26 protein-coding genes and 1 pseudogene are annotated in these 26,002 nt (G+C 41.6%); 13 read left to right on the plus strand and 14 right to left on the minus strand.

All coding sequences use genetic code 11. From position 1 onward, the window contains the following. Positions 1-436: 436 nt before the first annotated feature. From RMY00_RS20710 to cysS, 3 genes are all read right to left on the minus strand, one after another. Positions 437-1,783, minus strand: a complete 1,347-nt coding sequence (locus RMY00_RS20710; RefSeq protein WP_322649340.1) for a TldD/PmbA family protein — start codon at positions 1,781-1,783, stop codon at positions 437-439. 89 nt (positions 1,784-1,872) lie between these two features. Beyond that, a complete protein-coding gene (locus RMY00_RS20715) occupies positions 1,873-3,312 on the minus strand; it encodes a TldD/PmbA family protein (protein WP_322649341.1) in 1,440 nt (479 codons plus the stop codon). A 169-nt stretch (positions 3,313-3,481) separates the two neighbouring features. After that, positions 3,482-4,948: a cysteine--tRNA ligase gene (gene cysS / locus RMY00_RS20720; RefSeq protein WP_322649342.1), complete on the minus strand. Its 1,467-nt coding sequence runs from the start codon at positions 4,946-4,948 to the stop codon at positions 3,482-3,484. Positions 4,949-5,304: 356 nt separating this feature from the next. Here cysS and RMY00_RS20725 point away from each other — a divergent pair, with 356 nt between their 5' ends. From RMY00_RS20725 to RMY00_RS20745, 5 genes are all read left to right on the plus strand, one after another. Next, positions 5,305-6,423, plus strand: coding sequence for a GTP-binding protein (locus RMY00_RS20725; protein ID WP_322649343.1), 1,119 nt, complete (start codon positions 5,305-5,307; stop codon positions 6,421-6,423). Between the two features lie 343 nt (positions 6,424-6,766). Beyond that, the gene (dtd, locus tag RMY00_RS20730; RefSeq protein WP_322649344.1) at positions 6,767-7,219 is read left to right on the plus strand and encodes a D-aminoacyl-tRNA deacylase; all 453 of its coding nucleotides are present in this window, start codon (positions 6,767-6,769) and stop codon (positions 7,217-7,219) included. A gap of 104 nt (positions 7,220-7,323) precedes the next feature. Next, entirely contained in the window at positions 7,324-7,665 is a 342-nt protein-coding gene (gene psb28 / locus RMY00_RS20735) for a photosystem II reaction center protein Psb28 (RefSeq protein WP_229454856.1), read from the plus strand. 156 nt (positions 7,666-7,821) lie between these two features. After that, a complete protein-coding gene (locus RMY00_RS20740) occupies positions 7,822-8,322 on the plus strand; it encodes a MogA/MoaB family molybdenum cofactor biosynthesis protein (protein ID WP_416212086.1) in 501 nt (166 codons plus the stop codon). Between the two features lie 259 nt (positions 8,323-8,581). Beyond that, complete coding sequence (locus RMY00_RS20745) at positions 8,582-10,333, plus strand: diguanylate cyclase (RefSeq protein WP_322649345.1); 1,752 nt, start codon at positions 8,582-8,584, stop codon at positions 10,331-10,333. Positions 10,334-10,523: 190 nt separating this feature from the next. On the opposite strand, the gene mraY is transcribed toward RMY00_RS20745, so the two are convergent. Beyond that, complete coding sequence (gene mraY, locus RMY00_RS20750; protein ID WP_322649346.1) at positions 10,524-11,615, minus strand: phospho-N-acetylmuramoyl-pentapeptide-transferase; 1,092 nt, start codon at positions 11,613-11,615, stop codon at positions 10,524-10,526. Between the two features lie 255 nt (positions 11,616-11,870). Continuing rightward, a complete protein-coding gene (locus RMY00_RS20755) occupies positions 11,871-12,107 on the minus strand; it encodes a DUF3134 domain-containing protein (RefSeq protein ID WP_109011289.1) in 237 nt (78 codons plus the stop codon). Between the two features lie 242 nt (positions 12,108-12,349). Between RMY00_RS20755 and RMY00_RS20760 the strand changes: the two genes are divergently transcribed. From RMY00_RS20760 to mdh, 5 genes and pseudogenes are all read left to right on the plus strand, one after another. Further along, positions 12,350-12,934 (plus strand): PAP/fibrillin family protein, encoded by a 585-nt coding sequence (locus RMY00_RS20760; protein ID WP_322649347.1) that lies wholly within the window; start codon positions 12,350-12,352, stop codon positions 12,932-12,934. A gap of 355 nt (positions 12,935-13,289) precedes the next feature. Next, the gene (locus RMY00_RS20765; RefSeq protein WP_109011287.1) at positions 13,290-13,505 is read left to right on the plus strand and encodes a photosystem I reaction center subunit IV; all 216 of its coding nucleotides are present in this window, start codon (positions 13,290-13,292) and stop codon (positions 13,503-13,505) included. Positions 13,506-13,755: 250 nt separating this feature from the next. Then, complete coding sequence (locus RMY00_RS20770; RefSeq protein WP_322649348.1) at positions 13,756-14,610, plus strand: DNA-formamidopyrimidine glycosylase; 855 nt, start codon at positions 13,756-13,758, stop codon at positions 14,608-14,610. 132 nt (positions 14,611-14,742) lie between these two features. After that, entirely contained in the window at positions 14,743-14,958 is a 216-nt protein-coding gene (locus RMY00_RS20775) for an NAD(P)H-quinone oxidoreductase subunit O (RefSeq protein WP_100899786.1), read from the plus strand. Between the two features lie 172 nt (positions 14,959-15,130). Further along, a pseudogene (gene mdh / locus RMY00_RS20780) lies at positions 15,131-16,123 on the plus strand (malate dehydrogenase). A gap of 80 nt (positions 16,124-16,203) precedes the next feature. On the opposite strand, the gene RMY00_RS20785 reads toward mdh, so the two are convergent. Together RMY00_RS20785 and RMY00_RS20790 are read right to left on the minus strand one after the other, a co-directional pair. Then, a complete protein-coding gene (locus RMY00_RS20785; protein WP_322649349.1) occupies positions 16,204-16,593 on the minus strand; it encodes a translation initiation factor in 390 nt (129 codons plus the stop codon). Between the two features lie 94 nt (positions 16,594-16,687). Beyond that, the gene (locus RMY00_RS20790) at positions 16,688-17,173 is read right to left on the minus strand and encodes a hypothetical protein (RefSeq protein WP_322649350.1); all 486 of its coding nucleotides are present in this window, start codon (positions 17,171-17,173) and stop codon (positions 16,688-16,690) included. 340 nt (positions 17,174-17,513) lie between these two features. Here RMY00_RS20790 and RMY00_RS20795 point away from each other — a divergent pair, with 340 nt between their 5' ends. From RMY00_RS20795 to RMY00_RS20805, 3 genes are read left to right on the plus strand one after another with little or no spacing between them, the layout of a single operon-like run. After that, positions 17,514-18,197, plus strand: coding sequence for a hypothetical protein (locus RMY00_RS20795; protein ID WP_322649351.1), 684 nt, complete (start codon positions 17,514-17,516; stop codon positions 18,195-18,197). 37 nt (positions 18,198-18,234) lie between these two features. Then, positions 18,235-20,163, plus strand: a complete 1,929-nt coding sequence (locus tag RMY00_RS20800) for an ATP-binding protein (RefSeq protein ID WP_322649352.1) — start codon at positions 18,235-18,237, stop codon at positions 20,161-20,163. Between the two features lie 2 nt (positions 20,164-20,165). Continuing rightward, positions 20,166-21,617: a DUF1802 family protein gene (locus RMY00_RS20805; RefSeq protein ID WP_322649353.1), complete on the plus strand. Its 1,452-nt coding sequence runs from the start codon at positions 20,166-20,168 to the stop codon at positions 21,615-21,617. A gap of 188 nt (positions 21,618-21,805) precedes the next feature. Here the strand turns inward: RMY00_RS20805 and RMY00_RS20810 are convergent, their stop codons facing one another. The 7 genes from RMY00_RS20810 to RMY00_RS20840 form a co-directional block, all read right to left on the minus strand. Continuing rightward, entirely contained in the window at positions 21,806-22,048 is a 243-nt protein-coding gene (locus RMY00_RS20810; protein WP_322649434.1) for a type II toxin-antitoxin system RelE/ParE family toxin, read from the minus strand. Positions 22,049-22,092: 44 nt separating this feature from the next. Beyond that, entirely contained in the window at positions 22,093-22,359 is a 267-nt protein-coding gene (locus tag RMY00_RS20815) for a ribbon-helix-helix domain-containing protein (RefSeq protein WP_322649354.1), read from the minus strand. Between the two features lie 218 nt (positions 22,360-22,577). Beyond that, complete coding sequence (locus RMY00_RS20820) at positions 22,578-22,940, minus strand: aspartyl protease (RefSeq protein WP_322649355.1); 363 nt, start codon at positions 22,938-22,940, stop codon at positions 22,578-22,580. Continuing rightward, positions 22,937-23,254 carry a hypothetical protein gene (locus RMY00_RS20825; protein WP_322649356.1) on the minus strand — a complete coding sequence of 106 codons (318 nt, stop codon included), beginning with the start codon at positions 23,252-23,254 and terminating at the stop codon, positions 22,937-22,939. The genes RMY00_RS20820 and RMY00_RS20825 overlap by 4 nt, the downstream gene beginning before the upstream one ends. A 203-nt stretch (positions 23,255-23,457) precedes the next feature. After that, positions 23,458-25,044, minus strand: coding sequence for a glucose-6-phosphate isomerase (locus tag RMY00_RS20830; RefSeq protein ID WP_322649357.1), 1,587 nt, complete (start codon positions 25,042-25,044; stop codon positions 23,458-23,460). Between the two features lie 271 nt (positions 25,045-25,315). Beyond that, entirely contained in the window at positions 25,316-25,573 is a 258-nt protein-coding gene (locus RMY00_RS20835) for a cytotoxic translational repressor of toxin-antitoxin stability system (RefSeq protein WP_109011274.1), read from the minus strand. Between the two features lie 68 nt (positions 25,574-25,641). Next, a complete protein-coding gene (locus RMY00_RS20840; protein ID WP_109011273.1) occupies positions 25,642-25,839 on the minus strand; it encodes a hypothetical protein in 198 nt (65 codons plus the stop codon). Positions 25,840-26,002 lie beyond the last annotated feature (163 nt).

Here is a 26,002-nt window from a genome sequence, read left to right on the forward strand (position 1 = left end):
AAAGCGATGGCACTTTCGGTCAGTATTCTGTAGCTCTGAACAATGCTTTTACTGTCAATGATGGCGGATGGAATACCTTTAACCAATATCCACGTCAGCTTGGTGATATCAACGGTGATGGTCGCAATGATATTGTCGGTTTTGGATTAGATAATGTCTACGTTTCTCTAGCTTAATAGGATGAGACTTCTCATAAATAATAGTTTGTTATTGGCTCCAATATTACCTCCCTGTTAGGGTAGATTTCTAGGTTCTATCGCGCCCCTTATGCTAAAGTGACTTACGCTATTATTAAATACCAAGCTATAAAACTGCAAAACCCTTTCTGCGTAAGGATAATAGGTTTAAAAAAGCATGGATTTAATATTAGGAACCATAAAGGGAGCGATAGAGCTTATTTCTATTTGTTGGCTTTTCAATTACTGTCAAAACTTAATTACAAAGTATATGTAAAATCATTTACCAGCATACCGGGAACTAAACTACCTCCTAGTTGGCGGCTTTCATAAGTTCCTACTTCGGGAATGAATTCTTGAAAATTGGTTAAATCTACTAACTTATCTCCCCAGAAGCGATAGAGACTTTCGTCAAAACGTAAGTTTTCAATGGGGGCAATAATTTCTCCGTTTTCTACCCAAAAACAAGCATAACGAGTCATACCTGTGATTCTACCAGTGTGGCGATCGCTCCAATTCAGGTAATGTAAATTAGATACATATAATCCCGTATCTAAACTTGGAAGAATCTGCTCAAATATCAAATTTCCCGAACTCACTTCTGGCGCTCGTAAAGTCTCTGAGCCATTAGCACCGTTGGCAATTTTTTGATATTCCTTAGCAGTCCGAGAATTCACTAAAGTATTTACCAATTGTCCTTTTTCTATTACAGGTAACTCTGGCGCTGCTATTTCTCCTAATTCATTAAATCGCGGCACTAATCCTCGTTGAAAGTTTTCTTTCAAACTAAATCTTGGAGAAAGTTGTTTTTCTTGACGCGATAAAGCCGCTAAAGCACTGTTTCCTTGTTGGATATCAGCTTCGCTGACTGCTCCCCAAGAAAGCATTGCTAATAAATCTCCAACAGCAGCAGGTGCAAAATAAGTTTTGTATTGTCCCCTTGGTAATTCTTTAGCTGGACGAGCAAGCAATTCAAGTTGCTTTTTAGCTTCGCTAATTTTGGCTATATAAGCAGATATATCCCAATTACTCCCTGCAAATGTACCCTTAACTGCTTGTCCAGAGGAGGAAAATAGAGAATAATCTAAGGTAAAAGAATCAGTAGCAAACCAGTGTTTTTGCCCGTTAGAATCACCATAAGCTTTAACTACCAATCCCCCGGCATATATCCCTGTGAAATCTAATTCAGCAACTAGTTGTAGCAAAGTTGCTACTACTGCCTCATCTGCCAATAAATTTCCGGAATGTATTTCCCGACTGGTATTATTTCCTGATGGCAAAACTAGATACGGATCGATGGGTAATAGACTAAGTTCGTCACGTAACTCCTGCAAAGCAGTATATGCTAATTGCCAATCTATATCCCAATTTCCAGTAAATGGGAATTGCCGAATACTACTGCGCTGGTCTGCCATCAAAGTCAGTTCGATCCAACCATCAGCAACACAACCAGTTTGTCGCACTTTGGCATGATTGAAACGAGTAAATTGGCTTCTTTCACTGCTGAGTTTCACAGTGAATTGTTCAGTTTCAGATTTTTTAATCAGTAAAGTTTCAATCAGTTGATTAAAGCTGACTTCTAACGCAGATAATTCCTCAATTTTCATAGATATTAAATATTAATAGGGAGTGGGGAGTGGGGAATAGGGAGTGGGGACGCGGAGAATGAAAATATCTCTGTGTCCCCGTGTCCTTTTCAAGTTCCTCCACCAAAAATTTCGACATTAGCAAATACACAAACAGGTGAACCATGTCCTACCCAAATAGCCTGATTTGGTTCTCCTTTACCACAATAAGGAGTACCATACATTTGCCAGTTGTCAGCATTTCCTACTTGAATTAGGCTGTGCCAAAACTCTGGTGTTGTGGCGCGATAGTTGGGATTGCGGAGGGTTTTGGTGAGTTTACCGTTTTCAATTAATTTAGCGTACTCGCAACCAAATTGGAATTTGTAGCGGCGATCGTCAATTGACCAAGAACGGTTAGATTCCATATAAACGCCGTGTTCTATGCCGCCAATAATGTCTTCAAAGCTAGCATTTAGAGGTTCTAAATTTAAGTTTGCCATGCGATCGATCGCAGGCCGATTCCATGAGGAAGCACGCGCACAGGCAACTCCTGCTACACCTGCTCTTGCTTGACTCTCTAGACTGCCTAAACCCCGTTGGAGTACTCCTTCTTTAACCAAATATTCTTTTGTTGCTACAGCACCCGTATCATCAAAGCCATAGCTAGAAAATTCACCAGGCACGGTGGGATCAAAGGTAATGTTCATCAGTGGCGAACCATATACTAGGTTGCCAAAATCACTTTTATTAACGAAGCTGCCTCCAGCATAGTTACGCTCATCTCCCAAAATTCGGTCAATTTCTAGGGGATGCCCGACACTTTCATGGATTTGCAGCATCATTTGGTCTGGGGCTAAAACTAAATTGGTACGGGTGGTTGGGCATTCCTCTGCTGTCAATAGTTCTACTGCTTGTTCGCCTATTTGCCGCACCCGATGCAATAAGTTTTCTTGTTTTAAAAGTTCTAGTCCACCTTGGTAATAGTTTGCGTGAGAACCGTTGTGACTGCGCTGCTGTACAACTGCACCATCTTGGGCGGTGGCTCCATAATGAGTGCCTATAGATAAAGTTTTTTGATAGACTTCTGAGCCGTTGCTGCTAATAAACCAAGACTCTCTCTCAATGGTGCTAGCACTGGCTATGGTTTGCACAATCTTGTCGTCAACTTTCAGTGTTTGGCAAATCCGAACCAGTAAATCGTTGATTTCTCCCGGACTCAGAGCATCCAATGGCTCAAGGTATGGAGATTTATATTCACCAACGACTTTAGGCCGCTCACTTTCACGGAAGGGATGTATCCACCATTCACTGGCTGCTAGCGCCTGTTTATAGGCTGTTTCGGCAGCAGCTTGTAGAGAAGACAGTTCCAGAGAGTTAGTTGCTGCATAACCCAGACAGCCATTTACCAAAACCTCTAGCATGGCTCCAACAGTGAAGGATTTGCCGTTTAGTTGGGGTAAGCCGTCACGGACTGAACGGGTTGTAGAAGTTTCCTTTACGGCTCTAATACCAATCCAATCAGCAGGAATGTTGAAACTAGCGATCGCTTTTTTGAGTTCAGACCACATAATTTAAGGGAATGGGGAATGGGGAATGGGGAATGGGGAATGGGGAATGGGGAATGGGGAATGGGGAATGGGAATTGAAAAGAGGCAGAGGGGCGGAGGGCAGAGGGGAATATTCTTCTCCCTTGCTCCCTGCTCCCCTGCTTCTTCCCCACTCCCTACTCCCTAATTCCTAATTCCGATGCCAGCGCGTGCCATCACGGCTATCAATTAGCGTAATACCTTCTGCTTGGAGTTCGTCACGAATGCGATCGCTTTCGGCAAAATTCTTGGCTTTACGTGCTTCTTGCCTTTGCTGAATTTTCGTTTCAATTTCCGCATCGCTTAAACCATCATTCTTGTCAGGTTCTGCTTCTATCTCGGCTTCTAAACCTAAAACTTCAGCCAATGTGACGAGAGTTTGCCATTGACGCTTTAACTCATCAGGGGAAGTTTCGGTTTTCCCTTCATGCACAATAATATTTCCTTCACGGCGCAGTTCTTTGGCTAATTCAAACAGCACTGTTAACCCACCAGGAAAATTAAAGTCGTTATTTACAACTTCTTGAAAGCGTTCAATAGTTTCAGGAAGTAGTGAGTCAGTTCCTACTCCCCACTCCCCACTCCCCACTCCCCAACCTAGTTTTTTACCGTATTGGTAGCCGAAGAGTAAACCTTCTTTAATCGTGTGCCAACCGTTGGTTGCTGCGGCGATCGCTTCGTCTGTAAAATCTATGGGTGTACGATATTGGGCGGTTAGGACAAATAACCGCACTGCCATCGGGTCAACTCCTCGATCCAGTAATTCTCGAATAGTGATAAAGTTGCCCAAAGATTTGGACATTTTTTCACCATCTACTTTTACCATGCCGTTATGTAACCAATAACGCGCTAAGGGTTTTCCTGTTACAGCCTCAGATTGGGCAATTTCGTTTTCGTGATGAGGAAAAATTAAGTCAGCACCACCAGCATGAATATCTATGGTATCACCCAGGCGATCGCGCACCATTGCCGAGCATTCAATGTGCCACCCCGGACGACCTGCGCCCCACGGTGACTCCCAAGCTGGTTCTCCTGGTTTTGCTGCCTTCCATAAAGCAAAATCGAAGGGGTCTTTCTTTTTCTGGTATTCTGCATCTTCTATGTTGACGCGATCGCTTTTCCCGGCTTGCATATCTTCTAACTTGCGTCCTGAAAGCTTGCCATACTCAGCAAACTGTCGCACTGCATAATACACATCGCCGTCAGCAGGGTAAGCAAAACCTTTATTTTCCAACTCATGAATTAACCGTTGAATGCCATTCATGGTATGGGTAGCACGGGGATATTCATCAGCTTCTTTGATTCCCAATCGCGCCATATCCTCAAAATATGCTTTGATAAAGCGATCGGCTACAGCTTCCATTGAGGAATGTTCAACACAGGCTCGATTGAGAATTTTATCGTCAATATCAGTAAAATTTTGGATATATCGCACTTCATAGCCGATAAACTGGAGGTATCGGCGGATTACATCCCAAACGATGCAAGCTCTCGCATGACCCAAATGGCAGTAGTCGTACACCGTCACGCCGCAGTAATACATCTTAACTTTGCTTGCTTCGACTGTTTCAAACGGTTCTTGACGACGGGTGAGAGTATTGTAAAGGGTTAGGGTCATAACAGAGTAATGCTGAAATAAGAAGATACGTAATAATAGGGTAAAGCAGATGGGATGACAGTCCAGCATCCCTATGCTAGTACGTCATGGTGGAAATCAACATACTATTGGACAAAATCTCGAAAGCTCAGAAATCAAGGGTTTTTGACTTTTGAACGCCAGTTGCTTCTCCCTTGGCGGTAGCTTCTCCCTTTGGGAGAAGGGGAGACGCTGCGCGTAGCTTGCTTCCCCGAAGGGGTACAACGCGGGGAACCCGCGCAATGCACTGGCTCCTTTTAACTTCCGCCTTGCGGTGCTAGTGTTTTCTGGACTATCTGCGCTACATTACTATTTTTTGACTATTAGATAACAGCGCTATGCAATCAGCAGTTACATCCGAATCTTCGGCAATGGATACGCCCAAACAAGGAATGCCAGTAACAATTATTACGGGTTTCCTCGGCAGTGGCAAGACGACTTTACTCAATCATATCCTTAACAATCAACAGGGTTTGAAAACCGCCGTTCTTGTAAATGAATTTGGCGAAATTGGCATCGATAACGAGCTAATTGTTTCCACTGGTGAGAACATGGTGGAGCTAAATAATGGTTGTATTTGCTGCACTATTAATAATGATTTGGTAGATGCAGTTTACAAAGTTTTAGAACGGCAAGAAAATCTAGATTATCTAGTAGTGGAAACAACTGGATTGGCAGATCCACTACCAGTAGCTTTAACATTTCTAGGTACAGAATTGCGAGATTTAACTCGCTTAGATTCGATTATTACCGTAGTAGACGCGGCAAATTACAGCCTAGATTTATTTAACTCTCAGGCAGCATACAGCCAGATTGCTTATGGTGATGTAATTGTACTGAACAAAAGTGATTTGGTTGATGAAGCCACATTGAATGAGTTAGAAACAAAAATTAACGAAGTTAAAGAAGGAGCGAGAATTCTCCGCACGACGCGATCGCAAGTACCACTTCCGTTAATTCTCAGTGTTGGTCTGTTTGAGTCCGATAAATATTTTGACACAGTGGTGGATGAACACGATCATCACGATCATGAACATCACGATCATCACGATGATCACGATCACTCAACATGCGGTCACGATCATCACAACCATGACCACGATCACCACGATCATCACCATCATTCTGACCATTTAGAAAATGATGGTTTTACTTCCATCTCTTTCCAAAGTGATAAGCCTTTTTCTATTAGGAAGTTTCAGTATTTCTTAGATAACCAGCTACCCTCAAATATCTTCCGAGCGAAGGGGATTATGTGGTTTGATGAAAGTCCGAAACGTCATATTTTCCACCTCTGCGGGAAACGCTTTACCTTGGATGATGATGAATGGCAAGGTCAACTGAAAAACCAGTTAGTGCTGATTGGTCAAAATTTGGATCGTGAGACCTTAATTAGTCAACTTGAAAACTGTATTTGTCTACCTTCAAGCTCTCGCGGTAAAGGGTTTGGCAAATAATTAGAGACGCGATTAATCGCGTCTGTACAAAAGTTTAATATTCGTTCCCAGGTAGAACCTGGGAATGTATTCCCAATGGCTCCACCATCGATTTTGAACAATAAAAATGAGAGAATAGCGTAGCCCTAGCCCGTCGTAGACATCGTACTCCCTTGTATTTACGCGCGAGTGAGTGTTTTCGCCAATAATTACGTTAGCGCAGCGTAAAGCCTTCTCTACGAGAGGCTCCGCCAACGGCATGGCAACTCTTGGAGACGCTACCGCGTAGCTTGCTTCTCCGTAGGAGTACGCTTAGAGCGACGTAGGAGCGCCATTAAGAATTACGAATTACGAATTAGTTAAAATGCGCGTTGTTATCCAGCGAGTCAAATCATCTCAAGTTACAGTTAACGGTGAAATTGTCGGCAAAATTGGGCGGGGGCTAAATTTACTCGTAGGCATAGCCAATACCGATACTGATGCCGAAATTGACTGGATAGTGCGTAAGTGCTTGGAATTACGGCTGTTTCCTGACGAGGAAGGAGACGATCGCTGGCAAAAATCTGTACAAGAAATTGGCGGCGATTTGTTAGTAGTTAGTCAGTTTACCCTTTATGGTGACTGTCGCAAAGGTCGCCGTCCTTCTTTTGATCGTTCAGCTGCTCCCCAATCAGCAGCAGATTTATATAATCGTTTTGTTACCAAGTTAAAAGCTAGCGGTTTGCAGGTGGAAACAGGCCAATTTGGTGCAATGATGAATGTTACAATTGAAAATGATGGGCCAGTAACTTTGTTACTTGAAAAAGAAGCAATTTAAGTATTTACACTAAAAAGAATAATAACAGTAGCCTCTAGACCGTGGTGTTCTAATTGATGAGAGAATATTAGATTAACCATCACAAAAGTTTAAATTCAGTCATCATGGCGAAAATCCAGTTTTCTAGAGGTCTTGACGAAGAAGTAATTCCAGAGGTGCGCTTGACGCGATCGCGCACTGGTGACAGTGGCACAGCAACGTTTATTTTTACCAATCCAAAGATTTTAGATCAAGGTAGCACCGAAGATATTACCGGGATGTACCTGATTGACCAAGAAGGAGAGATAATTACCCGTGAAGTTAAAGCTAAATTTATCAACGGGAAACCTGAAGCATTAGAAGCACTTTACGTGATGAAATCTGCCCAAGAATGGGATCGCTTTATGCGCTTTATGGAACGGTACGCTGAAGAAAACGATCTAGGACTGAGCAAAAATGAGGCATAGGATATAGGGCATTGGGTATGGGGGAGCCACTGCGGTCTTGGGGTCTCCCCAAGTGGAGCAAGTGGCGTCATGGAGCATGGGGAATTGTCATGTTCAATAAGTGCGCCATTTACCATGCCCAATTATCCGTTAGTCAAAATTTATGACTGAGCTATAATGTCACAACCGCACCCAGACTCGCCTAGAATGACGGTAACTTGTGCTGTGGTTACTGTTAGCGATACACGCACTTTTGAAACAGACAAAAGTGGCCAGCTAATTCAACAGCTACTCCTTAGTGCTAACCATGCTGTAGGAGTCTACACAATTATCAAAGATGAACCAACACAAATTCAAGAGCAGATAGAAAATCTAGGTAAAAGCTCAAATTTGAATGCTGTAATTTTCAGTGGTGGTACAGGTATTGCACCAAGAGATACTACTTATGATGCCATTGAAAAGTTACTAGAGAAAACTTTACCAGGATTTGGTGAGTTATTCCGTTTTTTAAGTTATCAAGAAATTGGTTCGCGGGCGATCGCTTCTCGCGCTGTTGCTGGTGTTTATCAAGATAAATTAATTTTCTCGCTTCCTGGTTCCAGTAATGCTGTGCAACTGGCAATGGAAAAATTAATTTTACCCGAACTCACTCACTTGGTAAGTCAGGTTTGTAGTTAGTCATTGATCATTAGTCATTAGTATAAGAAAATTACTTAGGATTTCGTAATACTACTAATGACTTCGATTTCCTCATATTTAAAGCTATTAGCTCTCCACCGCGCAAATACTTTGGTGAAATGAGCAGCCTTTGAGAAACTGACTATAAAAACTTTTGTAAACCTAAGACATAAGTTACTAAAATCATCCTTTGTCTACTTACATTTTGAAGATACGAGAATTATAGTGAAACGAATAAAATTTTAATATTAGATTAACAATGAAGCCTATTTACTGGAATTGCATAATTGCTCACGGCATCACTGCATTTTCATACTTTGGCATCCCTATACTAATAGGGGTTTTCTTTGCCAAAACTAAGGCAACCATCCCTTCTAAGTTTTGGCTAGCCTTTTTCTTATCAGGTGGATTCGTACTATCTTGCGGATTTCATCACCTTCTAGCGATCTTTGAGCCACAGATGGCAGTGTCGCTGCTGCACTTAGGCGTACTTGATCTAATGGCGTTTATTTCTTTGTGTGCCTTACTCTACCTGATACCAACTGCTTATCAAATTCTAGAGATGATCGTCAAACATCAAGAAGACACCCGCGAACTTCAACGCAGTCAGCAGATACAACGGCTATTTCTAGATCAGGGCCCGTTTCTAGCCTATATCAAAGATGAGCAATCTAGAGTGCTTTATTACAACCAGGGGATACAGTCTACATTTTCGGTAGATTCACAAGAATGGTTAGGGAAAACCGATAATGAATACTTGCCAGATCCAGAAGAAGGACGGCGGGTTATGGAAAACGATCAAGTCGTTTTAAAGACTCTACGCCCCTTAAAGTTGATTGAAGAGGTAAAAATACCTGGTAAAGATCAGCCGTACTATTGGTTATCGTTTAAGTTTCCCTTTAGCGATGGCGCAACGGGCGCTTGCCGCATCGGTGGCATTAGTATTGATATTACAGAATCTATTGAAGCACAGCGATCGCTCACCGATCTAAATCGGCAGCTAGAAGAAAAAACACTGAAATTAGAGGCAAAAAAACAGGAACTTATATATCTCTCAGATATGGCGGATATGCTTTATTGCTGCGAATCTGAAGATGAGGTGTATCAAGTGGTTGCTTTAACCTGTTCTAAGCTATTTCCTAAGATGAGTGGTTGTATATTTATAATTGCTAATTCTAAGAATTATGTTCAGATGAATAGTTTTTGGGGAGATGAAAGAACTAGTAAAGAAATATTTTCAGCATGTGATTGTTGGGCATTGCGGAGAGGAAAATCAAACCTTTTATTACCTCGTAATTCTGGACTAATATGCAATCACTTAATAGAATCTGTTAGCGGCACACATTTATGTGTTCCATTGTTTGGACAAGGCGAAGTAATTGGGATTTTACATATCTATGCCCTTGAAGAAGTCAGTCCAGAAGATCAACAAATTACTGAGATTATTGCTAGAACTTTAGCTATTGCACTAAATAATCTCTCGATAAAACAACGTCTAGCCTATGATAACTTGCGGGATGGGATGACCCAACTATTCAATCAAAGCTATTTGCAAACCATAACGGAACAGAGGCTAGCAGAGGCTGAACGTTCAAGGCAATCAGTTAGTGTTATTTTCCTTGATATCGATAACTTCAAATCTTACAACTCGCGCTACGGGCATTTGACTGCCAACATTGTTCTCCAGGGATTAGCACAACTACTATTAAAATCTATTCGCTCCTTTGACATTGCTTGCAGATGGGGTGGTGAAGAATTTGTGATTGTAATGCCTAATATGACACTGGAAAACCTGAGAAAGCGAGTAGAACAACTCAGGATAGATGTTGAACAAATGCAAGTCAAGGACGGCGATCGCATTCTCCAAAGCATTACCGCTTCTTTTGGAATAGCTGTATCAGAACCAGGAATTACAGTTAAAGATTTTCTGAATCGGGCAAATCAAGCGATGCTTGAAGCAAAGCGAACAGGCAAGAATCGGGTTATGGAGTATGTAAATAGGTACAATTAATTCATAATTAATAAAATGAGCATTTCTTCAGTCGGCATCAAGGGTCAGACTTTCTAGCATCGAAATCAAAACCTTATTAATTTCTTATATAAAAAACAACTCCCTGGATATGTGGGAGTTGTCATTTTGTATTCGATTGATTTTCTCAAAACATGATTCAGAATGGAGCGATGCCTGCGGCGGGCTGCGCCTACGCCAAACAAATGGCAGCCAAAATAGCAGCGATGACATAAAATACTCCAACCACTTGCAATTCTGACCACCCAGTGAGTTCTAAATGATGGTGCAAGGGTGCCATTTTAAAGAGGCGCTTGCCTTTGCCATCAGGGCCTTTGGTGGCTTTGTAATAACTTACCTGTGCCATCACCGAAAGGGTTTCTACAAAGAAGATACCACTGAGAATAAACAGAGCTACTAGGGTGTTTGTCAATAGCGCTACAGCCGCTAAAGCGCCGCCCAATGCTAAAGAACCGGTATCTCCCATGAAAACGCGGGCTGGATTACGGTTATGGGCTAAGAAACCTAAGCATCCACCACTTAAAGCAGCACAGAAAACCATTAACCCAGGTGCTGTAGGTGCAACTAAAGCCCCTAATGCTAAAAGTGCGATCGCTACTGTTCCTGCTGCCAAGCCATCAATACCATCTGTTAAATTAGTCGCATTACTTTCTGCAACTAGTACAAAACCTGCTAATGGCCAAAATAGAAATCCTAACGGAAGTGTAAAGCTCACCCAAGGCAAAGCAATATTTGTAATATTAGAAGGTTGATTAAACATCAGCCATAGACAAAACACTGCCGCAAAACCCACCTGCAAAGCCAGTTTCGTTCCGGGAGATATGCCTTTATTTGATTTACGGCGCAGAATTTGCCAATCGTCGAGCCAGCCAATCAATCCGTAGCTGATTGTCAATGCCGAAACTGCAAGCACCTCTTTAGAAAAGTTAGATAATATACAGGCAATTATCACGCCTACGGGGATAAAAAATATACCTCCCATAGTTGGCGTGCCTGCCTTTTTTAGATGGGCTTGGGGGCCATCTTCACGAATTATTTGTCCAGTTTTGAGCGATTGAAGTAGGGGTATTACCCAATAGCCAAGTACACCTGAACCCAACGCACACAATATTAGTGGCAGGGTTAAAGACATACTTTGCCAAGGTAGCCTATTGGCCATCGAATCCAAGAAAAATGCTGTTGTAGCTAGCCCTACGGTTAATAAAGAGGCTAGAGCGATTCCAGAAATATTTAAACCTTGCTCAGGAGATAATTTAGCGTCCACAAAAGTTTCCCTTCACTCCACACATATAAAATTCAATATCAGCAACTAAGGATACTACCAAGTCCTTAGCACAGCACGTCGGAAATAAACATACCATTTCAAATGGTGCAAAAGCGCAGAATATAATTCTTTGACTTTTGACTTTTGAACGCCAGTTGCTACCCTGCGGGTTCCGCTTTAGCGGTACAAGTCGGCAGAGCCGCCCAACGCACTGGCTCCTTTTAACTTCCGCCTTGCGGTACTAGCCTAAAAAGGCTAATCTTCGGCGATTCCTATATCGTCATCATCATCCAGGTCGTAGCCAATCCCATCTTCTACACCCATTAGGGAGTCTATTTCTTCTTCGTCATCTTGAAAATCCGGTTCGTGAACGTCACGCGCGATGATCCGGCCGTTGGTTTGCAACCAGTCCAATAAAGAGGATTCTTGCTTTAAGGGGATAACATCGGCTCGCTGATTACGGGGTACTTCACGTAATGGAGAGTTCAACATATCGAGGAGGACAAGAAAATGTATACGTAAGTTGACATTTAGAGTCTATCACTTGGCACGGATTAATTTAGTTATCTTTTCAACCCTTTTGTTGATAAATCCGCATTCAGATAGAAATTTTTTATTTAATAGGCGTATTGCTTACGCAAAGCCTTTATTTAGTAATTTTTATGGTTCTACACATAGGTTATGAATATGTTGTTTATGCTGATGGTAAGGACTGATTTTTTAGGTGACAGGCGATGATCAAAAAAGCGGCTCTAATGGATGCGATCGCTGGGACAAATCGCGGTCTACTGGCGACTCAAGCACAGAAACAGGCTATCTTAGCAGCGATCTCCAATTTAGAAGATTTTAATCCTACACCCCGTCCGGTAGAAGCTAGTAATTTGCTAGATGGTAATTGGCGATTACTATACACCACTAGCAAGGCTCTTTTAAACTTAGATGGTCTACCTTTTTGCAAACTGGGTCAAATCTATCAATGTATCCGGGTTGATACTGCCAGTGTTTACAACATAGCTGAGATTTATGGCTTACCTTATTTGGAAGGATTAGTTAGCGTTGCTGCTAAATTTGAGCCAGTTTCAGATCGGCGTGTCCAAGTTAAATTTGAGCGGTCTATTATCGGCTTACAACGTTTAATAGAATACAATTCTCCGGTAACTTTTATCCAACAAATTGAAGCAGGTAGAAAATTTCCCGCAATTGATTTTCCAATCAAGAGTGATAATCAGCAAGGCTGGTTAGATATCACCTATATAGATAACGATCTGCGGATTGGCAGAGGTAACGAGGGAAGTGTGTTTGTCTTAACTAAAACATAAGCTTTTACAAAATAACCGCTTGCGAACGAAGGTACGCTATAATGTTTGCCTTGTCAAGTATGTTCTAATACCATTTTCAATTTTGGTTAAGAAGTGGGGGAGATGAGGAAGCAGGGGAAGCAGGGGAGGCAGGGGAGCAGAGGGGACAAGGGGACAAGGTGACAAAAGTTTAGAACTTCCAACAAGTCTTTCCCCTTGTCCCTAATTCTCAAGAGTCCCCAAGTCTTCTTTCCCCCGCCCAATGCCCAATTCAGACAAATAACTTAACAAAGACTCTTGCTGCTACCTTCAGGTTGTAGAGTGAAATCAATTAGCCCTCTAGATTGGCGATTGATAACTAAAAGGGAAAATAATCATGGTTCAACGTGGTTCTAAAGTACGTATTCTCCGCCCTGAATCCTACTGGTTTCAGGATCTAGGAACTGTGGCTTCCATTGACCAAAGCGGCATCAAATACCCTGTAATTGTCCGCTTTGAAAAGGTCAATTACGCTGGTATCAATACCAACAACTTTGCTCAGGATGAATTAGTCGAGGTTGAAGCACCAAAGGCTAAAGCACCTAAAAAATAGCAGCAAAGCTACAAAGGGCTTGTTTGATGCGATGATGAAGGGTAGTCTTAAGTCTGAAGTATGAAGTCTGAAAATTTCAGTTCATTCATCTTTCACCCAAGCCTACCCTAATCATGAGAAGCTGACCTGCGGGTATTTACGGTTTCTCTTGGGTAGTAGTACAAGCCATATAAGGCTGTGTAAGTTACTACTCCATCTCTTCTTTATTCAACGCCCAAGTATATCAAAATTGCCTGCTTAATCAGTTTGAATGCCTGAACTGCCTGAAGTTGAAACAGTCCGAAGGGGTCTAAATCAATTGACCCTTAACCAAGAAATTACGGGTGGAGATGTGTTGCTCGATCGCACCATCGCCTACCCGTTTTCTGTTGGTGAGTTTGTTGATGGAATTAAAAAGAATGCGATCGCTACTTGGCATCGTCGCGGTAAATATCTCGTGGCTGAACTCTCTTCCACAGGTTGGTTAGGGGTTCATCTGCGAATGACCGGTCAACTACTATGGCTGCATCGAGATGAACCATTACATAAGCACACGCGGGTTAGATTATTCTTTGGAGAACAGCAGGAATTACGCTTTGTTGATCAGCGTACCTTCGGGAAAATTTGGTGGGTTCCACCTGGTGTTGCTGTAGAAAGTATTATGACTGGTTTGGCAACACTGGCAGCAGATCCATTTTCACCGGAATTCACTGTTGAGTATTTAGCAAGCAAACTCCAAAACCGCCGTCGTCCAATTAAGACTGCACTACTCGATCAATCGGTAGTGGCGGGATTAGGTAACATTTATGCCGATGAAGCCCTGTTTAAGAGTGGAATTTTACCTGAAACTTTGTGTATAGATTTGCAGCTAAAGCAAATTGAGCGTTTGCGAACAGCGATAATTCAAGTTTTAGAAACCAGCATTGAGGCTGGCGGCACGACTTTTAGTAATTTCTTAAGTGTTAAGGGTGTCAATGGCAATTATGGTGGTGTTGCCTGGGTTTATAACCGTGCTGGAGAACCCTGTCGAGTTTGTGACACTCCAATTATGCGGATTAGGTTAGCTGGGCGATCTAGTCATTTTTGCCCCCAGTGTCAAATAGGAGAGACAGGAGAGACGCGATGAATCCAGGAGAGACGCGATGAATCGCGTCTGTACAAGAGAGACGTGATTAATCGTACACGAGTTAGGAGTTTTTAGCTCGGAAGTCTTTTAAAATGCGGATAAGTCTAATTTAGAAATTTGAGAGGGGAATTCATGGCAGTCAAAAAAGGAGATATGGTTCGCGCTATCCGCGAGAAACTGGAAAACAGTCTGGAAGCAAAGGCCAGTGATACTCGATTTCCTCCCTATTTGTTTGACAGTAAGGGCGAAATTGTAGATATCAAAGGTGATTATGCCCTTGTTAAGTTCGGGAAGGTGCCAACGCCAAATGTTTGGTTGCGTGTGGATCAGCTTGAAGAGTTTAAATAATAATAAGAATTCAGGAGTTAGAATTCAGGAGTCAGAATGAATTAGCGGGGATTTGGCAGATAGATTTGGTGTAATGTTTCACCGTTTATTTTCTGCTAGTCATACAGAGTTCTTACTGAATTCTGACTCCTAGATTCTAAATTCTGGTTGATAAAATTGCAATTTAATAATTATGTCTTCTTTGCCTAACTCCCCAATTGTATGTAGTTTACCTCGTGTCACCATCGTGGGTGCGGGTAGGGTTGGCAGTACTTTAGCCCAACGCGTTGCGGAGAAAAACCTGGCTGATGTAGTTTTATTAGATATTATTGCGGGAATGCCTCAAGGTTTGGCGCTGGATTTGATGGAAGCCAGGGGAATTGAAATACATAATCGCCAAATTATCGGCACAAATAATTATGCTGATACATCTGGTTCTCAAATTGTGGTGATTACCGCAGGACTTCCGCGCAAACCAGGGATGAGTCGGGATGATTTGCTGAAAACTAATGCCAATATTGTGGTGGAAGCGGCAAAAAATGCGTAGGCGCAGCCCGCCGTAGGCATCGCTCATTCTCCCAATGCTATTTTTATTGTCGTCACCAATCCGTTGGATGTGATGACTTATTTAGCTTGGCAAGCAACAGGTTTACCACGCGATCGCATTATGGGTATGGCTGGCGTGTTAGATTCCGCCCGTTTTGAAACCTTTATTGCCCTAGAATTGGGGGTTTTACCTGCTGATGTCAAAGCAATGGTATTGGGTAGCCACGGCGATTTAATGGTTCCCTTGTCTCGTTATGCTACCGTTAACGGCATTCCCATCACGGAATTGCTGGATGCAGCCACAATTGAACGCTTGGTAGAAAGAACTCGCAACGGTGGCGCAGAAATTGTGGAATTGATGCAGACGGGAGGTGCTTTTTTTGCTCCGGCATCGGCTACTAGCGTGATGGTAGAATCGATTTTGCTAAATCAGTCGCGGTTATTGCCTGTGGCGGCGTATCTGCAAGGTGAATACGGTTTAGAAGATGTTGTGATTGGTGTTCCCTGTCGGTTGGGATGCGGTGGAATTGAAAGTATTTTGGAATTAAATCTGACCGATCGCGAAAGAGAGGGTTTGCATACTTCAGCCGAATCTGTGCGTAAAAGTATTGAGCGATCGCAAGAAATTTTGGCTGAGTAGATCCTCTTAAATTAAATCCCCCTTTAAAAAAGGGGGACTTTGACTCAGTTACCCCTTTTTTAAGGGGGTTAAGTTTCGCATTAACGGCGGTAATCGTTATCTGCGGGATCGCCGTAGGGATCTTCGCTGGCTGGACGGACGTTACCAAATTCCCCTTGGTCTGCGGGGTCGCCGTAAGGGTCTTCACTGGCTGGACGTACATTACCGTAAGACGCTATATCTCCGGGGTCGCCGTATGGATCTTGGCTGGCTGGAGTAAGGTTGCCGTAAGAGGATATATCTGCGGGGTCACCGTAGGGGTCTTCACTGGCTGGACGTACATCACCGTAGGAAGATATATCTGCGGGGTCGCCGTAGGGGTCTTCGCTGGCTGGGCGGACATTGCGATCGCGATATTCAGCATCTTCAGCTTGATCGCCGTTATTTCCCAACAAGAGATCCTTCGCCTTTCGGAAAAATTCATCTACCATAATCTGTCTCCTGATTTAAGTTCGTGTTTCCGACGTGCGTGATCGGCGTTATCCTCCGGGAAACCCGCTTTCTTATTTACACACGCTTCGCTATCTAGAGTGCTGGAGCTGCGGATGAAGTTATGCCAGTTAGATCGCGACCTGAAGTATTCCCGTTATAGCCTTGGAATTGGCGATATTGTTGGGCTTCAGATTCCGGTACTCGAATTCCTTCTGATGGTGGAGTTACCCAATGAGCGCGATGTTCAGCATCGCGGTAGTATACACGCCCGTTTTTAGAAAGATAGTACTTACCTTGCGCTCCATCTTGTGAAGCATTCTTATGTTGGTTGTACATGTAGTAAAGTGCGGCAGCTCCTGCCAAAAGGGCCACTTTTTGTCCTGTACCCAATCCCTTCTTAGCTTGGGTTTGGGTTTGGCGATCACTGACTGTTCTACCAGCAGTATCATCAACTGGTGGTGGTACTGAAGCGTTTCGGGAACCTCCGCAGCTACTGAGCAAGGGTACGGTCAGCAATGCGGAAAGCACAACTGCTAATAGACGCGAAACTATTTTACGTTCTTTATATACTGTGTTCATCGGATTTCGTCATCACCTGTATTTACTAAAAGCCTTGCTGTTGCAAATACAAAGTTGGAATTCCTGTTATTTCACCTGGAATTGAAAGAACATATACCACTCAAATTTACAACTGCACAGCTACAGCGTTTCACTGTTATGATGATCGATTTTCTCAAGTATTCCATCCTGCCTTCGAGAGAAACTGCATTCATCCGAAGGAAATATATTGTTGATTTTTTATTAATCAATTTAGCCCAAACGCGGAAATATTCAGCAATTTCTCGGTTATGTTTTCGGGACAAATAATTTAGAAAGATACAGTTACTATCATGATCTTTGCCAAATAAATACACTCAATATGACATCACAAAATACAGCCCAAACTAGAACTCGTCTACTTTTGGCTTTGTGGGATTTGGGAGGAACGCAGCAGGAAGTTAAGAAGGGTCAACTCACTAAGCGAATTGTATCCAAAAGTCAGAAGGTAGCAGATTATCAGGGTTCATTTGAAGAATTGCAGAATCAAGGTGCGATCGCAATCTCCAAAAAAGGATATTCTCTGACATCTGGCAAAGGTTTAGAGGTATTGGGTGAGGGTTTGAGAAGTTCTGATTTTAAGTTTGAAGGGACGATTGTCGGTACTTGGGCTGCTAATGCGTTGTTGCGGTGGATTAATCAGATTGATGTTGCGGTAAGTGGTGCAGATGTACCAGTTAATGGGAAGAGTGCGATCGCGGAGCTTTCCAAAGGAATCGCATCTTACGACGAATTTAAATCTGTGGCGTTGGAAGTCTACGACAAGCTGAACCAAAACTACAACCTAGATGATCTTGTACCAATTTATCAGATTAGAAGGGAAGTAGGCGATCAGATCACTCGTGAAGATTTCAATGAATGGCTACTGGAAATGCAGAAGAACGACATTGTTCAGTTAATAGGCGGAGAGATGACAGATATCACTCCTGATAAAGCTGAAGACTCAATCACAACTAAATTAAGTGGATTACGCTATTACGCCAAGCGCCTCAGTTCTGCAAATTAATCTAAATCCTGTTGTTTCTTCTTGCACACAAACCACTATGACTAGTTCTCCCATTTCCTCTATTGAGGATATTAACGCAGCTTTACAAAATCACAATCCCTTTGCACTACCTCCATACGTAGGAAGCCAAGAAGTTTGGGGCAAAGAATTTCCTGATGTAACAACTCTCAATGCTCATGCTTCTGATGCTGTGTTTCAAGCAATTAATCAAATTCGTACTGGTCAGTACCAAAGAACTTCAATTGCTATCACAGCCGAATCGGGTACTGGTAAAACACATATTATCAGCCGTATTCGCCATCGTCTTCAGACTGAGGGTGGTGCTTTATTTATTTACGCCACTGAATTTAGTGATTTAAATAATATTAAGCACGGATTCCAGCGTACTTTGGGAGATAGTCTAGGGAAAACTGGCAGCCAAGGAGTAACGCAGTGGCAAGAACTTGCTTCAGCAATCGCTAATCAAGCTGTCAAGTCTATTCATCCTAACGCTCAAACTTTGTTATCTAAAGATTTAGTACAAAAACTTAGTCGAAATGAATTAAGTAAAAACCGAACTTTAGTTAATCAGCTAACAGAAGCATTCCGTAAGACTAAACCGAATCTTAAAAATCCTGATATTATCCGGGCTATTCTGTGGACACTTGTTGATTCTGAGGCGCTTTATGCGGTCAAATGGTTATCTGGTGATGAACTTGCTCAATATAAAGCTAATGAACTTTGTCTACCGAGTATTAATGGTCAATCTTTTGATGTAATTCAGCAAATTTTGGATCTTATTAGTGACTATTATCAACTGGTAATTTGTTTTGATGAACTAGAATCTACTGACATCAACAATGCCGGGTTTACAAAATCACAGGTTGTTGCTGGGTTGGTTAAAGAGTTGTTTGAAAATCTGAGTAGGGGCGTAATTCTAACCGTAATGATGCCTGCTATATGGACTTATAAAATTAAGCAACTACCTGGTGGTATTCCTAGCAAAGTTTCTGCTTATGGAAATCCTATTGATTTAAAGTACATGAATGGAGATTCAATTATTGAGCTAGTTACTTTATGGTTAACAGAATTCTATGGTAGCAGAAATTTTGTACCACCTCACCGACTTTATCCATTTACTGAACTTCAACTCAGAGACCTAAGTAGCGAAGAGAAACCACCAGTTAGAAAAGTTTTACAATGGTGTCGAGATAATTGTAAACCTGCTGATATTCCCATTGATGAAGGATATCCACTTATAATTCTAAAGGAAGATCCAGTTGAACAAGCTTTCAAAAAAGAGCTTAGTCAAGAATTCACTAATTATTTAGATGATAATTATCTACTGGCTGATGCAATTTTATTTAGCTTTCAGACCTTAATAAATAAAACAGTAGAGCGAGTAAAAATTGAGCAAGTTACAGAAAAAGTAAAACAACGGGGTGGTAAAGACGATTACCTCAATTTCAAGATTATTGGTAAAGAAGATGGGAAATACGTAAGTATTGGCGTTGCTGTTCTCCAGTATGCAGGTGGCAAAGCTTTAGGAGCAGGATTGAGAAGATTAATAGATTACAAAACCTTTGGTCTGACTCGTGGTTGTTTAATTCGCTCTAAATCCAAGGATAAAAAAATTAGTCCTCATTTGCATAAGACTTATATTGAAGTACTGATAGTACAAGGAGGCGAATTTGCAGAACTTAAAGAAGAGGAGATTAGACCGTTACTAGCTATTCGATCTGTCTATAAAAAGCGTGAAATAGACTATGGCTTTACCGAGGAGCAAATTCTTAATTTTATCAATGAAAAGGGTGTTGTATATCAGCTAGGAGCTAGTAACGCTCTACTAAAAGAAATTCTGAGTGACCCATCATATCAAGTACCTGAAGACATTCTTGAAAGCGATGCAGAAATTCTAGATGTAAATAGCTACTCTGAATCATCTGAACTTGCTAACATTAGTGAGTTGGCTGTAGCGGTGGATTAAATATGAGTGAATCAGTGTTAATTGACCAAGCTATATGTCTACCTGCTCAAGAAGTTGAAGCTTTAATACAAGGACGAACTATTGCAATAATAGCCCGAATGTTTATTGATTTGGGGCGACAATTTGCCTTATATCCGACTAATGCCTCAACTCTCCTATTACCACTTGAGCGTTATTACAATGCAAATTTAAACCAAATTGCTATAAATAACGTGGCAAATGTTAATTCTGAAAAAGTTTTAATTAAAGCATGGGCTAAGTGCGAACTATGTCAAATACTGGATGATACTGAACATTTAGATATCTTATCAAAATCCACAGTTTGGAGTATTGAAGCACTAAAGGAGATATTATCACAACATAATTATATTTTTCTGTCATACTTACGGGTTTATGAGTTAGATGAACCAATTGAAGTTAGCATCACTGCTAAAAACCAATTTATCCCTTTATCACGGCCCACAATAATTATTGAGCCTAAGCCGATTTTAAACGATCGCACCTTCGCCCACCGCAAACACCAATTAGAAAAGCTAGAACCCCCTCTGCATCCTGAATTGGAAGAATTGCAGAGTGCGATCGCATCTTTAACCATTAGCCAACCAGCAGCCAAACAATTAGACGACGATATCAAAGTATTCTTAGGTTGGAGTAATGACAAGCTAATTAAGCAACCCGATCCAAATTTAGCTTGGATAAATGATATTGCAAAATTGGGCGATCGCAGCATTGAGCTAGAGAATAAAAAGACTAACCATGAAGCTGGTACAGATTTTGAAATTATCGCACGCCGTAGTCTTGATTTTTTAGGATTCAAAGTTGAAGAAAACTACAAAGGCGGTGCAGGTGGCTTAGACTTATATTGCTCACAACCTTATCCTCTTGTTTGTGAATGCAAAGCAGGTAAAAGCATTCCCGATCGTGCAGTAGAAGAATTAGATAGGATTGGTAGAAGGCATCTAAAAGAAAATTATCTTCAAGCTGTAAGGTTAATTATTGGCCCAGGTAAACCGACTAAAAATTTGAAAGAATCTGCTGAAATATCGAAAATCAGTATTATAAATGTAATGACTCTGCAAAAACTCGTTGAATTAAAAGCAAAATATCCAGGTGCTATTAACTTAGTAGAATTAAAACAATATCTAGAACCTGGGCAAATTGACTATAAAATCGGTGAATATATTGATAAAGCGGACAGAGATATTAAGTTGCGATCGCATCTTATTCAGCTTGTCAAAAATTATTTAGAAAACTCAGGTATAAAATCTGCTGGTGTTGAAGCTCTACATGGTGCGTATTTCGGATCACATCCACCACAGCCAATAAAAACAGCAGAAATGCACGAAATTCTGATTGAACTTTCTTCACCTTTAACAGGCTATTTAGGACGAATAAAAGGTAGTGATTGGAATAGTGATCGATTTTACTTTTTACGCGATTTGCCTACTAACTAAAGATAGCAAAATATCTCTCTTTTATACCCTCTGCGCTCTCTACGCCTCTGCGGCAAGCCACTTTGTGTTTACGTTTAAAAATAACTTAAGTGCGTAGGCGTAGCAAGCGTTAGACATTGCTTTTACCTTCTGAGTTATTTATCAATAGATAATTGGAAGTTAATTAAAACACCAACTTACTCATCTGATTATAAAAATAAAGATTCCAAATTTTGATAACCACTGACTACACGGACAATTTCAATTCCACTATTTACAACTCGATAAAGGATAATATAATTATCCAAAGGAACACCACGCAAATCAGCTTTAATATTTCCGTAGCTGCGTCCCATATTGGGGAAATTAGCTAAATATTTACATTTTTTATCAAATTTCTCAACAAAATGCTCCCCAGCATCAATATTTATCCTAACAAAATAGTCAATAATTTATGATAAATCCTGACTGGCTTTTGGAGAGATAATATGTTGCTTCATGCTTGTAATTTTCTCGCTTTCCGCAATTTATCTCGCAATTGTTCAACTACAACTTCTCCATCAATACCTTCCCCTCTATCCAGTTGTTCAATAGCAACTTCAACTTTTTCGCGTGTTTCTTCAACCCACTGTTGATAACCTTTTTCCCACTCTAATAGCAACTTCAATGCTTTACTAATAACTTCTTCAGGATTCGCATATCTACCTGTAGCAATTTGCGCTTGGATAATTTGCTCTAGTTCAGGTTTAATTTGGATATTCATGATTGATATTCTAGTTTATTGACACCTTTAAGCTCATTTTAACAACATTTAAAGTTAAAGAAATTGAATGGCGTAGGCGTAGCCAGCCGCAGGCATCGCTTTTACTTTCTACGCAATTTGCCTATTAACTAAAAATAAGACAAAATCTCTTTTCTCACCTTCGCGCTCTTTGCGTTCTTTGCGGTTCGTTTAAAAATAACTGAAGTGCGATCGCGCAGTTATCCCAAAGTTAATATACCAGCCTGATAATTTACCACCAACGGCAGAATTTTTAGCCACTCTGAACCTAACAAAAATTCTGTAATTTCATCTCCTGCATAAACAGGGATTTCAAACTCTTGTTCGTTTAATATCAACTTGCCTAAATATATTTTAAACAAGGTTTCACCCTGTGCAGTTCGCAAAGTTTCCTTACCAATATAAAACCAGTCTAGACTATCTAAATCTTGTTTGTTAATAGCCAGAAAACCTGTGAAACCAGTATCTAACATGGCATCTACAGGCAAATTTAATCCATCATTAGTTATTAAATCAATTTCAAAAAATAGTTGACCCTTTTCCCCAAATTTACCCTGAATCATATTGTGCCAGTGGTTCCCGTTTCATTAAAACAAAAAACACAGTGGTCAGTATTTGGGTATTTTTCAAGCGCTTTTTTATGAGCTTGCATTCTATCTGCATCAATCAAGTAATCACCACTATTTGGCTCCACTGCAATATACCAGCCGTAGTGTTCCTTAATCAAATCTGGACGCACACGCTCAAAAATTACTCGACAACGCCGATAAAATACTTCATCTTCAGCTTTGCGTCTAGCAAGTTCTTCAGGGGATAAAGTGCGTTCTGGAAAGATTCTACCCCGACGTGCAGGTTGTTTTGCTCTTGATTCAGTCATAGTATTAATCCTACTTATGGATGCTGCCTTAACTTTATTTTACGGGAAGCAATTAGTTCCTCTGTCCTTAAATTAGGAATTACGAATATACAGTGAAGCATCCTAGACTGAAGATATATCTTCTATCTAGGATGCTTCACAATAAAAAAATTGTTGCTGATACAACAATTAATGAACAAAATGTGATGTTTAGACTAGAACTATCAGCTAGCAGAAACGGTTAAACTGCCGGGTTTGTGAAGATCACCTTGCAAAACCACACCTCTCTGATTGGCATGGATATGACGCAAAATCTTGTAAATTGCCTCAACTTGCTCTGATGCGCCTGCTTTCTTTGCGAGTTCATCAAGAGAAATGGGAGCTTTTTCTTTTTGCAGCACTGCTACCACTCGTGTTTGCAAATCGAGAATAGAGGCGGCTGCTTTTTTGCCAGCTTCTACGCCTGGTTGATGGTAGGCATTGACGTTGACTAAGCTAGCGTATAAACCAACAGCGCGTTCATACAAAGCAATTAATGCCCCTACAGTTCGGGGATTAACTTGGGGAATCGTGACTGTAATCGAATCCCGGTGATTTTCATAAAGCGCTTGTCGGGTTCCTTGGAGAAAACCAGAAAGATAATCGCCTGATGTAACTCCCGGATCTATTTCAGTAGATGGGCCCTGCCGATCTTCCAAGACTTCGATGAAGGTAGCAAAGAAATTTGCTACACCCTCACGCAACTGCTGGACATAAGCGTGCTGATCTGTTGAGCCTTTGTTGCCATAAACAGCAATTCCTTGATGGACAACATTACCGTCTAAGTCTTTTTCCTTACCCAAGGATTCCATCACCAGCTGTTGCAAATAGCGACTGAATAAAAATAAGCTGTCCTTGTAAGGTAGGACAACCATATCTTTTTGGCCCTTTCCGTTACCAGCAAAGTACCAAGACAAAGCAAGTAAGGCTGCTGGGTTCTTTTTCACATCTGGGGCGCGGGTAGCGTCATCCATTTCTTTTGCGCCATCTAGCATGGCACGAACATCAATGCCCTGTAATGCGGCTGGTACTAGCCCCACAGCAGACATTTCTGAGGTGCGTCCTCCTACCCAGTCATACATGGGGAATCTAGCTAGCCAGCCTTCGTCTTTGGCTAGTTTATCGAGGTTGCTGTCAACGCTGGTAATTGCTACCGCATATTGAGCAAATTCCAAATTGTGTCCGGCGTAGGCTTTTTTAACCTCAATCATGCCGTTGCGAGGTTCTGGTGTTCCTCCAGATTTGGAGATTACCAAAACCAAAGTGCTGGCGAGGCTATTTCGTAGATGATTGAGAACGCGATCAATGCCTGCTGGATCGTTATTATCGATAAAGTGAATTTTCAGGGGCGGGAAATCAGGAGCAAGAGCTTCCGCGACGAATTGGGGGCCGAGGGCGGAACCACCAATGCCAATGGAGATAATATCCGTGAAGCGGCTTGCTCTGGGAGGATGAATAGCACCTGTTTGGACTTTTTCCGCAAAAGCTTCGATTTGTTCTAGGGTTTGGACAATTTCTTGTGTAAGTTCTGGAGTTGGCGCTAAATCAGGATTTCGCAGCCAGTAGTGTCCAACCATGCGATTCTCGTCAGGATTTGCGATCGCACCCTTCTCCAGTTGAGCCATATCCGCAAACGCCTTGTCAAACTTCGGCTGCAACGAATCCACAAAGGCATCATCGAACCGTATTCGACTCACATCTAAGTACAGTCCCAATCCCTCGTGGAAATATAACCAGTTTTGGTATCGTTGCCAAAGTGCCCTAGCATCCATAGGGAAATCTCAAATAAAGTGTTTTTCAAAACCAGTTTAATGTAAGGTTATAGCGATCCCTGCCTAGCCTTATACAGTTTACAGTTTTAAGTGTTCTCTTGACCGTGCCAATTTTAGATTTTAGATTTTAGATTTTAGATTAAAAATTATTTCGGTTGATGCCTCGCACTTCTTTACCAGACGCTACCGCGAACGTGCCAACAAAGCGAACGTAGGTGGAACAAATCCAAAATCCGCAATTCCAAAATCCAAAATTGATTGACTCTTCACTTTAAACATCTGGCATAGGGATGACACGCAGAAATTTCACAATTTCACCCCTGATTTCTATACCAATCAAGTAATTATCGAGGGTAAAGCGGTGAAAAATGCCTTCACTATCAAGCTGTCGTAGTTCTTTTAAATCGCTCAACTGCCACTTTTGAGCTAACTCAGTAAACACAAAATCATACACCCGCTCGTAGGCGGCAGGTTCTAAATTCTTCAGGTCTAGCAAAAAAGACCTTGCATAGCGCATTTCCAGAGTCACTAGGCGTTACCTTAACCAAAACTTGAGGGGGGCCACCAAAAGAGTGCTGAGTTGAAAGCGCTGCTGAATCAGAAAAACATCAACAGTCTTACCGCTTCTTCATGGGTTAAGATATCCCACGGTTGCTGCGATCGCTTGACTTGTTGTATCGCTTTAAGCATATAAAAGTCACAATGTAAAGCTTCGAGAACATCCCAAATGTTTTGCAAATCCTCATCGGCTAACTGCTCGATTAAATGATGCATTCTCAGTCGCAGCAAATTCATACGCGTCAACTACTCCCTACCAGCAAACATCAACAATAAATAGTATTCCCATAAAATTAGCTCCGCTCAAGCTACGCTAAAATTTATTCGCTTAGTGAGTGGGAGTAGGGAGTAGGGGCACAAGCGAAAATAACGATTCCCCATTCCCACTTCCCCATTCCCC

This window comes from Nostoc sp. ChiVER01 (genome assembly GCF_034531155.1).
GTDB lineage: Bacteria > Cyanobacteriota > Cyanobacteriia > Cyanobacteriales > Nostocaceae > Nostoc.

What these genes read in the sequence shown, in the direction of transcription:
- RMY00_RS20710 (WP_322649340.1), bottom strand. Translation starts at nt 1,783, where the DNA reads ATGAAAATTGAGGAATTATCTGCGTTAGAAGTCAGCTTTAATCAACTG.
- RMY00_RS20715 (WP_322649341.1), bottom strand. Translation starts at nt 3,312, where the DNA reads ATGTGGTCTGAACTCAAAAAAGCGATCGCTAGTTTCAACATTCCTGCT.
- cysS (WP_322649342.1), bottom strand. Translation starts at nt 4,948, where the DNA reads ATGACCCTAACCCTTTACAATACTCTCACCCGTCGTCAAGAACCGTTT.
- RMY00_RS20725 (WP_322649343.1), top strand. Translation starts at nt 5,305, where the DNA reads ATGCAATCAGCAGTTACATCCGAATCTTCGGCAATGGATACGCCCAAA.
- dtd (WP_322649344.1), top strand. Translation starts at nt 6,767, where the DNA reads ATGCGCGTTGTTATCCAGCGAGTCAAATCATCTCAAGTTACAGTTAAC.
- psb28 (WP_229454856.1), top strand. Translation starts at nt 7,324, where the DNA reads ATGGCGAAAATCCAGTTTTCTAGAGGTCTTGACGAAGAAGTAATTCCA.
- RMY00_RS20740 (WP_416212086.1), top strand. Translation starts at nt 7,822, where the DNA reads ATGTCACAACCGCACCCAGACTCGCCTAGAATGACGGTAACTTGTGCT.
- RMY00_RS20745 (WP_322649345.1), top strand. Translation starts at nt 8,582, where the DNA reads ATGAAGCCTATTTACTGGAATTGCATAATTGCTCACGGCATCACTGCA.
- RMY00_RS20755 (WP_109011289.1), bottom strand. Translation starts at nt 12,107, where the DNA reads ATGTTGAACTCTCCATTACGTGAAGTACCCCGTAATCAGCGAGCCGAT.
- RMY00_RS20760 (WP_322649347.1), top strand. Translation starts at nt 12,350, where the DNA reads ATGATCAAAAAAGCGGCTCTAATGGATGCGATCGCTGGGACAAATCGC.
- RMY00_RS20765 (WP_109011287.1), top strand. Translation starts at nt 13,290, where the DNA reads ATGGTTCAACGTGGTTCTAAAGTACGTATTCTCCGCCCTGAATCCTAC.
- RMY00_RS20770 (WP_322649348.1), top strand. Translation starts at nt 13,756, where the DNA reads ATGCCTGAACTGCCTGAAGTTGAAACAGTCCGAAGGGGTCTAAATCAA.
- RMY00_RS20775 (WP_100899786.1), top strand. Translation starts at nt 14,743, where the DNA reads ATGGCAGTCAAAAAAGGAGATATGGTTCGCGCTATCCGCGAGAAACTG.
- RMY00_RS20785 (WP_322649349.1), bottom strand. Translation starts at nt 16,593, where the DNA reads ATGGTAGATGAATTTTTCCGAAAGGCGAAGGATCTCTTGTTGGGAAAT.
- RMY00_RS20790 (WP_322649350.1), bottom strand. Translation starts at nt 17,173, where the DNA reads ATGAACACAGTATATAAAGAACGTAAAATAGTTTCGCGTCTATTAGCA.
- RMY00_RS20795 (WP_322649351.1), top strand. Translation starts at nt 17,514, where the DNA reads ATGACATCACAAAATACAGCCCAAACTAGAACTCGTCTACTTTTGGCT.
- RMY00_RS20800 (WP_322649352.1), top strand. Translation starts at nt 18,235, where the DNA reads ATGACTAGTTCTCCCATTTCCTCTATTGAGGATATTAACGCAGCTTTA.
- RMY00_RS20805 (WP_322649353.1), top strand. Translation starts at nt 20,166, where the DNA reads ATGAGTGAATCAGTGTTAATTGACCAAGCTATATGTCTACCTGCTCAA.
- RMY00_RS20815 (WP_322649354.1), bottom strand. Translation starts at nt 22,359, where the DNA reads ATGAATATCCAAATTAAACCTGAACTAGAGCAAATTATCCAAGCGCAA.
- RMY00_RS20820 (WP_322649355.1), bottom strand. Translation starts at nt 22,940, where the DNA reads ATGATTCAGGGTAAATTTGGGGAAAAGGGTCAACTATTTTTTGAAATT.
- RMY00_RS20825 (WP_322649356.1), bottom strand. Translation starts at nt 23,254, where the DNA reads ATGACTGAATCAAGAGCAAAACAACCTGCACGTCGGGGTAGAATCTTT.
- RMY00_RS20830 (WP_322649357.1), bottom strand. Translation starts at nt 25,044, where the DNA reads ATGGATGCTAGGGCACTTTGGCAACGATACCAAAACTGGTTATATTTC.
- RMY00_RS20840 (WP_109011273.1), bottom strand. Translation starts at nt 25,839, where the DNA reads ATGAATTTGCTGCGACTGAGAATGCATCATTTAATCGAGCAGTTAGCC.